At 63.8% G+C, this 8,167-nt stretch carries 8 protein-coding genes and 1 pseudogene; 5 read left to right on the plus strand and 4 right to left on the minus strand.

Features of this window, described 5'->3' with window-relative positions; genetic code table 11:
* The first annotated feature begins 10 nt into the window (after positions 1-10).
* The 3 genes from ABMA46_RS16460 to ABMA46_RS16470 are packed head-to-tail and all read left to right on the plus strand — an operon-like array spanning position 11 to position 3,420.
* Positions 11-1,525, plus strand: a complete 1,515-nt coding sequence (locus ABMA46_RS16460) for a tripartite tricarboxylate transporter permease (protein ID WP_349000950.1) — start codon at positions 11-13, stop codon at positions 1,523-1,525.
* A complete protein-coding gene (locus tag ABMA46_RS16465) occupies positions 1,518-2,255 on the plus strand; it encodes a GntR family transcriptional regulator (RefSeq protein WP_349000952.1) in 738 nt (245 codons plus the stop codon). The genes ABMA46_RS16460 and ABMA46_RS16465 overlap by 8 nt, the downstream gene beginning before the upstream one ends.
* A 10-nt stretch (positions 2,256-2,265) precedes the next feature.
* Entirely contained in the window at positions 2,266-3,420 is a 1,155-nt protein-coding gene (locus tag ABMA46_RS16470; RefSeq protein ID WP_349000954.1) for a mandelate racemase/muconate lactonizing enzyme family protein, read from the plus strand.
* 150 nt (positions 3,421-3,570) lie between these two features.
* Here ABMA46_RS16470 and ABMA46_RS16475 read toward each other — a convergent pair whose 3' ends face one another.
* Positions 3,571-4,461, minus strand: a complete 891-nt coding sequence (locus ABMA46_RS16475; RefSeq protein ID WP_349000956.1) for a LysR family transcriptional regulator — start codon at positions 4,459-4,461, stop codon at positions 3,571-3,573.
* Positions 4,462-4,551: 90 nt separating this feature from the next.
* On the opposite strand from ABMA46_RS16475, the gene ABMA46_RS16480 reads away from it, so the two are divergent.
* Both ABMA46_RS16480 and ABMA46_RS16485 read left to right on the plus strand, forming a co-directional pair.
* On the plus strand, positions 4,552-5,343 hold the full coding sequence (locus ABMA46_RS16480) for an SDR family oxidoreductase (RefSeq protein ID WP_425475762.1): 792 nt from the start codon (positions 4,552-4,554) through the stop codon (positions 5,341-5,343).
* A gap of 21 nt (positions 5,344-5,364) precedes the next feature.
* Positions 5,365-6,081, plus strand: coding sequence for a ribonuclease activity regulator RraA (locus ABMA46_RS16485; protein ID WP_349000958.1), 717 nt, complete (start codon positions 5,365-5,367; stop codon positions 6,079-6,081).
* A gap of 166 nt (positions 6,082-6,247) precedes the next feature.
* Here ABMA46_RS16485 and ABMA46_RS16490 read toward each other — a convergent pair whose 3' ends face one another.
* The 3 genes and pseudogenes from ABMA46_RS16490 to ABMA46_RS16500 all read right to left on the minus strand — a co-directional run.
* The gene (locus tag ABMA46_RS16490) at positions 6,248-7,282 is read right to left on the minus strand and encodes an aliphatic sulfonate ABC transporter substrate-binding protein (RefSeq protein ID WP_349000959.1); all 1,035 of its coding nucleotides are present in this window, start codon (positions 7,280-7,282) and stop codon (positions 6,248-6,250) included.
* Between the two features lie 48 nt (positions 7,283-7,330).
* A pseudogene (locus ABMA46_RS16495) lies at positions 7,331-7,972 on the minus strand (ABC transporter permease); the annotation flags it as partial.
* 72 nt (positions 7,973-8,044) lie between these two features.
* On the minus strand, positions 8,045-8,167 hold a 123-nt coding region (locus ABMA46_RS16500), incomplete at its 5' end, for an ATP-binding protein (protein WP_349000971.1).

An 8,167-nucleotide genomic window follows, 5' to 3' on the forward strand; every position in this document is an offset into this window, starting at 1 on the left:
GGGTCGAACAATGGATACCCTTCACCTTCTGCTTGCCGGCCTTGCTTCGGCTTCCGCTCCCCAGAATCTGCTTGCCGTTCTGGTCGGCGTTCTGCTCGGTCTCTTCGTTGGTGCCCTGCCGGCGCTGGGCCCCGCCGCGGGCGTCGCCATCCTTCTTCCGACCATCGTCAATCTCGACCCCACGGTGGCGATCGCCGGTCTCGCCGGCGTCTACTACGGCGCCATGTATGGCGGTTCGGTGACCTCCATCCTGATCGGCGTGCCGGGCGACTCGGCGGCCATGATGACGGTCATGGACGGCTATCCGCTGGCCCAGAAGGGAGAGGCGGGGCGCGCGCTCGGCATGGCGGTGTACGCCTCTTTCACCGGCGGGTTGATCAGCCTCATCCTGATGACCTTCCTGTCCACCTGGGTCGCGCAGGCTGCGCTCGCCTTCGGCCCTGTCGAGATGACGGCCGTCATCGTGCTGGCGCTCTGCCTGGTCACCGTTCTGGGCGGCGACGACATGATCAAGGGATTCCTCAGCCTGGGCGTCGGACTCTGGGTCGCCATGATAGGGCTTGATCCGATCAACGCCGTGCCGCGCTTCACATTCCAGAACATCCATCTGCTTGAAGGCATCGACTTCACCATCATCGTCGTCGGCATGTATGGCCTGGGCCAGATGTTCGCGGCGCTCGCCGATACCGGCCAGAACGCCCGGGCAACGGCCAAATATTCGATGGCGAGCCTGTTTCCACGCTTTTCCGACTTCCTGCTCTGCAAATGGACGCTGTTCTGGAGTTCACTGATTGGCTTTGTCGTCGGCGTTCTTCCAGGCGCAGGGGCGACGGCGGCGACCGTGTTCGCCTATGCGTCCGCCAAACGCACCAGCAACCACCCTGAGGAGTTCGGTAAAGGCGCGATCGAAGGCGTGGCGGCGCCGGAATCGGCCAACAACGCCGCGTCCTATGCGGCCATGATTCCTCTCTTCACCTTAGGCATACCCGGGTCCGGCACGACGGCTGTCATGCTCGGTGGGCTTCTGATGCTGGGTCTCCAACCCGGACCGCAGCTTTTCAGCCAGCAGCCCGAGTTTATCTGGACGCTGATCGGCACCTTCTACATTGGCAACCTGACCCTTGTGTTCCTCACGCTGGCGCTGATCCCGCTTCTGGCGGCTCTCGTCTTCATCCGGGTGTCCCTGCTGTTTCCCATCGTCATCTCGGTGGTGTTCTTCGGCATCTACTCGATCAACAATGATGTCGCCGACGTGGGCATCGGCGTGTTGTTCGGTCTGGCCGGCTGGATATTCACACGCTTGCGCTACCCGATGCTGCCTTTCCTGCTCGGCGTCATCCTCGGCCCGCTTCTCGAACGTGCGATCCGGCGCAGTCTGATCATCAGTCAGGGCGATGTCGGCGTGTTCTGGCAAAGCACGATCGCTTCCGCGATCTTCGCCGTTTCCATCCTGCTTGTTGTCTATGGTGCGCTGACGCCGGCGATCCGCTGGTATCGGAACATGAGGAGGACCAGGAATGCCTGAGTTGACGGCCGCCCTTTCGCTGGCGCGCCCCGGCGAGACGCTTTCCGTTTCCGGCTGGGCTTTCGAGGAGCTTTCGCGGCGCATCGTACAGGGCGAATTGGCACCCGCCAGCAAGATCACCGAGGAAGCGCTGGTGCGTGAACTGGGTGTCAGCCGGACACCACTTCGCGAGGCGCTCAAGCAACTTGAGGAACTCGGCCTGATCGTCCGGTTGCGCAACCGCACCTTGCGGGTAGCGCCGCTGCACAGCGAGGAGCTTTTCGAACTCGTCCGTCTTCGCGAGCATATCGAAGGGCTGGCCGCCTACGAGGTGACGGCTAGGGTCATGGACGGCCGTGTTTCCACGGAAGGTCTGCGCGAGGTTGTCAACGCCATCGCCGATGCGGAAAGCAGGCTGTCAGGCACAGCCCGCATCGACAGGATTTTCGATCTCGGCACGCTTTTCCATTCGCGTCTCGTCGAACTCTCCGGCCTGGCGCGCGTGCAACGCATCCACAACGGCCTGCAACTCGCGCTCGCGCGCTACCGGCTGGTCAATGCCCGCGACCAGCGCAGGCTCAATCATCGCTCCGAGGAACATCGGCTGATCGTCGACGCACTGGAGGGCAGGGACCCCGCCGCCGCCGAAGCGGCCATGCGCCACCACATTCGCGAGGGGCTCCGGGCCTACGCGACCAACCCATCCGATGGAGCGGCGGTGACAGCCGCCGCTCCTTCTCCGCAAGACTGAAAGGAAGACGATGCTCAACCACACATTCCTGTTCGAGACGGACGTCGTCGAAAGCAGGCAGAAGATCGCGAAGATCCGGATTCACAACCTCAAGGGCATCCCGATTCCGCCGCCTCCTTACCGCGATCTGCCCAACAAGGAAGCGGCGCTTCTTCTGGAAATCGAGACCAATGACGGCGTGAAGGGGTATTCCACGAGCGGCTATACGCATCACTCGGCCGTCGATCTGATCGAGAAGTGGATAGCGCCCAGGATCATCGAATACGGCTGCGATCCGTTCCGGACAGATCGCATCCCGCTTCTCTTCGACCGGCATACATGGGAGCGCCCGCTCGGCCGGATGCTCGTTGCCGCGCTGGCCATGATCGACATCGCCTGCTGGGACATCAAGGGCAAGACGCTGGGCAAGCCGGTGCACCATCTGCTCGGCGGAGCGCGCGATCGCGTCCCGGTCTACGTGACCCACGGCGCCGCCTATGACGGCGCGCCGGTCTACTCGCGCGAGGAACTGGCGAAGGAGGCCGCGCATCTCGTTACGCTGGGCAGCACCCATCTCAAGAACACGGTCGGGCGCCAGGCCATTCCCGACCCTGTCGACGACTATCACCGCATGGCGGCCATGCGCGAGGCGGTCGGTCCCGACATCAAGCTGTCGATGGACGGCAATCTGCGCATGAACCTGGCGCAGGCCATGAAGCTTTGCCAGATGTGCGAAGAGCTCGACATCGCCTTCATCGAGGAGCCGATCCATTACAACGATCCCGCGAACCTCGCCCATCTCAGATCCCGCATCTCGATTCCCATTGCGGCGGCCGAGAACGAGAAATTCTCGACGCTTCAGCTTCTACAGGCAGGCGCGGTGGACTTCATCCAGCCGAACATCAACAATGACGGCGGCATCACGGCCGCGGTTCGCAACGCGGCGATCGCCCGCGCCTTCAATGTCCCGTTGAGTCATGGAAACGGCAACGGGCCGCACAACATCGCGCTGCATGCCGGCCTCATCAACGGCGGGCTGGTCGAATATCATTTCCATAAATGGATGGCCTACAACGCGATCTTCAAGGACGTGCCGCAACCGAAAGACGGATGGCTGGACGTCAGCCAGGAGCCGGGCCTGGGATTGGAACCCAAGGACGGCCTGATCGAAGAGTATTCTGTCTGACGGCGAGGTGGGCGCGGGAGGAGATCTGCCTCCGCGTTTCCTGTCGCCCTTTGCGGACATGTCGCGCTGGCCAACGCCAACGCAGGCCTTGTTGGGGTGCGTGTCCGGCCGACACAGGCGCGTCCGCGGGCCGGTTGCATGCTTTGCGTGTTAACGATCCTTCGCGGGCTCTCCAAGGCCGACGTCACGCACGGCTTCGAGGAGAAGGCCGACAAGGCGTCGCCGCGCGTCGGCGCGGGTCCACACCAGCACGATTTGGCGCGGCTGCGCCGGCGCCGGCAGGGGCATGCGCACCAGGTCGAGCCCTTCGGGCCATGGCGGCGCCCATTCGGGGATGAGCGAAACGCCGAGGCCGCTGTTGACCATGAGGACGATCGCTTCGAGGGAATCGAGTTCGAAACGGTCGTTCGTGGCGATCCCCTGCCTGCGCAGATAGTCTTCCGAAGGGCGGCTTCCCCATTGGGCGCTGTCATAGCGGACATAGGGCTCGGTGCGCAGGATGTCGTGTGGGTTCCTCTTGGCAAGGGCGCGGGGAGCCACCAGGATCAGCCGCTCCTCGCGCAGCACCCTGAAGTCGCATGATTTCGGCATAGCGAAAGAGGGCCGCGCGATGATCGCCGCGTCGAGGCGATCGCTGACGACCGCATCGAAAAGCTCGCCCGAAAAGCCCGGGCGCAGATAGAATTCGACATGGGCGCTCCGCTCCGTCATGGCGCGGATCAGAGGCGGCGCAAGCCCCGTCATCGCGCTCGAAATGGCGCCCAGGCGCAGTTCGCCGGCGATCTTTCCGCCGGACGCCAGGCTTCGCAGTTCGCGCGCGTCGCGGATCAGCTCGCGCGAGCGCGCCAGGATCGCTGCGCCCGCCGCCGTGGCCTGCACTACACGGCCCGAGCGCGCCAGCAGCGGGACGCCGATGTCCTTTTCAAGCGCCTTGATGCGCTGCGACAGCGCCGCCGGGGTGAGCCCCAGCCGGCGGCTCGCCTCGGCGATCGACCCGAGTTCGACGATGGCGACCAGCGTCTCGAGAAAGCGGGTATCCAAGGCGATAGTTTCCCTTATGTCTGAACCAAGGTTTGAAGATATTTTCTTTGGTGTCAATGCGGTCGAGTCTGGCCGGAAAGCAAGGGAGAAATGACGTTGCAGTTGGGTATCGAAGGCAGGACGGCTCTCGTTTTCGGAGCCGGAGGTGGACTAGGCGGCGCGATTGCATCGGCCCTGGCGGCGGAAGGCGCAAAGGTCGTCGCGGCCGATATCAATGCCGAGGCAGCGGCCAAAACCGCCGACGCCATCCGCGACAGCGGCGGGACAGCCTTGCCGCTCGAATGGGATCTCGCCGACCTCGACGCCATCGACGGCAAGGTCTCCCATATCGAGGCCGAGCTCGGCGGCATCGATATTCTGGTCAACAATACCGGCGGCCCACCGCCGACCCCTGCATCCGGCCAGCCGGTCAGTCTCTGGACCGGCAATTTCCAGTCCATGGTGATGTCGGTCATCGCGATCACGGATCGTGTGCTGCCGGGGATGCGCGAGCGCAAATGGGGTCGCATCGTCACCTCGACATCGTCCGGCGTGGTCGCGCCGATCCCCAATCTCGGCGTGTCCAACAGCCTGAGGCTCGCGCTTGTCGGCTGGTCGAAGACGCTGGCAAGGGAAGTCGGCCGCGACGGCGTCACCTGCAACATCGTGCTGCCGGGCCGCATCGCCACGCCACGCATAAGTTTCCTCGACGAGCAGAAAGCCAGGCGCGAGGGCCGCAGCGTCGAGGAGGTCAGCGCCGAAAGCACGGCTTCCATTCCCGTCGGCCGCTATGGGCGTCCCTCCGAATATGGCGACGTCGTGGCGTTCCTGGCCAGCGAGCGCGCCTCCTATCTCACCGGCTCCGTCATCCGTGTCGACGGCGGCTTCATCCCGAGCATCTGAACCAGCTTGAAGGCACTTCGAATGAGCGAATCCGCCAGTACCGTATCGTCCGCGGCCATCGAGGCCCTTTCGGCCGTCTCCACCGCGACCCTGACCACGGTTCTTTTGAAGAAGGGATTGCGCAACATCTGGATGCGCGGCGCGCGCCCGATCCGCACCGGACAGCCGCGCCTGGTGGGCCGCGCCTTCACCCTGCGCTTCGTCCCGGCACGCGAGGATCTGGCGACGCCGCAATCCTGGGCATCGCCGATTTCGACCCGCGCCGCTATCGAGGACATGCCCGAAGGTTGCATCGCCGTGGTCGATTCGACTGGCGTGACCGATGCCGGCATCTTCGGCGATATCCTGTGCGCCCGCATGGCGAAGCGCAACGTCGCAGCCCTGGTCACCGACGGAGCCGTGCGCGATGTCGCCGGGGTACTGTCGACGGGCCTGCCTGTCTGGTGCAACGGGGTCGCCGCTCCACCGTCGGTCGCCGGCATCACCTTCGTGGGGTGGCAGCAGCCGGTCGGCTGCGGCGGCGTCGCCGTTTTCCCCGATGATATCATCGTCGCCGACGACGATGGCGCGGTCGTCGTTCCCGCCGCTCTTTGCGAGACGATCGTCGAGGAGGCGATCGAGCAGGAACGCATGGAGGCATGGATCATGGAAGAGGTCGGGCGTGGCGTGCAGCTTCCGGGACTTTATCCCATGAACGAGGAAACCCGCCGCCGCTACGAGGCCCAGCGCCAGGCCTGAGCGGCTAGCGCCGCGGGCCACGGCCTCAGGGCCGTGGCGGTGACGGTTCTTAATGCCTCCTCGCCAGGACATCGTCCATGCGAGGCTCGGACGTCGAAATCAAAGACGGTGCGAGCGGCCTGGAGCGAACCGGCCTCTCAAATCCATCGACGGCATTGACGGGGCGTCAGTTGCTTGCCGCCAGCTTTTTCAACGCCTCGTCGTGGAAGGAGCGATCGACCCAGCGCTGGTAGTCGACCTTACCCTTCAACAGGCCGGCTTCGGCCATGAAGGCCTCCTCGCCCTGAAGCGCCTGTACGGCCTCGTCGGTGATCTCCGGATCTTGCCAGAATTTGCCGTCCGGATAGGTGGCGCGCACTGCAGCCTCGCTTTCGCCGGTCTCCTTCACGAAGATGTCGATCGTCTCGTCGGGATTGGCGTCCGCCCAGCGGGCGGTGGCGATATCTGCGGCGAGCAGGCGCGTGACGATACCCGGATATTTGCGGGCGAAGTCGCCATTGACGCTGATGAGGTGCGGGACGGCCCATTCCGGCTTGCCTGAAACACCCGCATCGTAGATCAGGCGGGCCTGGCCGGCCTCGACCAGCTTCTGGGCCGAACCCGTGCTTTCCACGATCGCGGCGATGTCGCCGCGCACCAGCGCCGGGCCGGAATTCTCGATGCCGATATTGACGCCTTCCACGTCGCCGAGGTCGAGCCCGACCGACTTCAACGCCTTGGCGAACGTCGAATGGCGGACGGTGCCGAACAGATAGGCGACCTTCTTGCCTTTCAGGTCCTCCAGCTTCTGGATCGGGGAGTCGGGACGAACGATGACCTGCGTCTCGTTCGAACGAACCCAGCTCGAAAGGCCGACGAGCTTCACGTCCGCGCCGGTCGCGGCGAGGCGCAATGAAGGGTTGTTGCCGATATAGGTAAAGTCGATCGCGCCGGAGCCGAGCGCGACCGAAGCGGCGGAGCCGCCGTCGAAGGTGGACAGTTCGACCTGTATGCCGTCCTTCGCGAATTTCTGCTCTAGGATTTTCCTGTTGCGAAACAGGATGAACTTCAGATGACCGGGCGCGGTCGATCCGATGCGGATGACGTCGGGCTTGGCCTCGTCGGCAAGAGCTGCAGCGTTCAGGGCAAACGGCGTCATGGCCAAGCCGAGCGTGAGTTTGAGCAGGTTTCGGCGGTGCGGACGGAAAACGGTGGCTGACATTGGATGATTCCTTCGATTCATGGGATTGGAGTTACCGTGACGGGCCGCTCAGCTCGGGCCGCCCTCACCGGTCGCGCGCCAGCGCGTGGCCCGCCGTTCACCGGCAACGAGGAGATAATTCAGCACCAGCCCGATAATGGTCAGGGTCAGGATGCCCGCATACATCCTGTCCGTCTCGAGCATGAGAGACGACTGCTGAATAAGGTAGCCGATCCCGGATTGTGCCGCGAGCATCTCGGCGGCGATGACGGAAAAGAGCGAGGTCTTCACGCCCAGGCGTGCGCCCGCGACGATGGAGGGAATGGCCGACGGCAGGATGACCTTCTTGAACAGATCCCAGTCGGACGTCCCCATGGAACGCGCGGCCTTGATCAGAAGGGGGTCGACCGATTTCACCCCGACGATCGTATTGATGAGCACGAAGAAGACGGCGGCATAGAAGGTGACGGCGACCTTCGACGCTTCGCCGATGCCGAGGATCAGGATGAAGACGGGAAGGAGTGCGAACTGCGAGGTGTTGCGCAGCGTCTGCACGAGGAAGTCGGACGCCTTCTCGAAAACGGCGTAGCGGCCCATCAGCAGGCCGAGCGGGACAGCGACCACGACGGCCAGCGAAAAGCCGATCGCCGCGCGCTGGAGACTGATCCCGACGTTTTCGGTGAGCTGGCCGCTGACGATCATGTCCCAGAGTGTTGATTTCCGTTGAGAGCTGACCCGAGATTTTCGCCGAGAAGTGACCCGCCTTCATGTATGGTTTGGGTCTTAGGTTTTGGTCAAGGTGGGTGCTTTCTCCTTCTTTGTTGGTGTGGTCTGGGCGGAGCTGTTCTTGAAGCGGAAGCTGTCGTTTCCGGTCTCCAGGATGTGGCAGTGATGGGTGAGGCGATC

The organism is Mesorhizobium hunchu (genome assembly GCF_040081975.1).
In the GTDB taxonomy this organism is placed as follows: Bacteria; Pseudomonadota; Alphaproteobacteria; order Rhizobiales; family Rhizobiaceae; genus Mesorhizobium; species Mesorhizobium hunchu.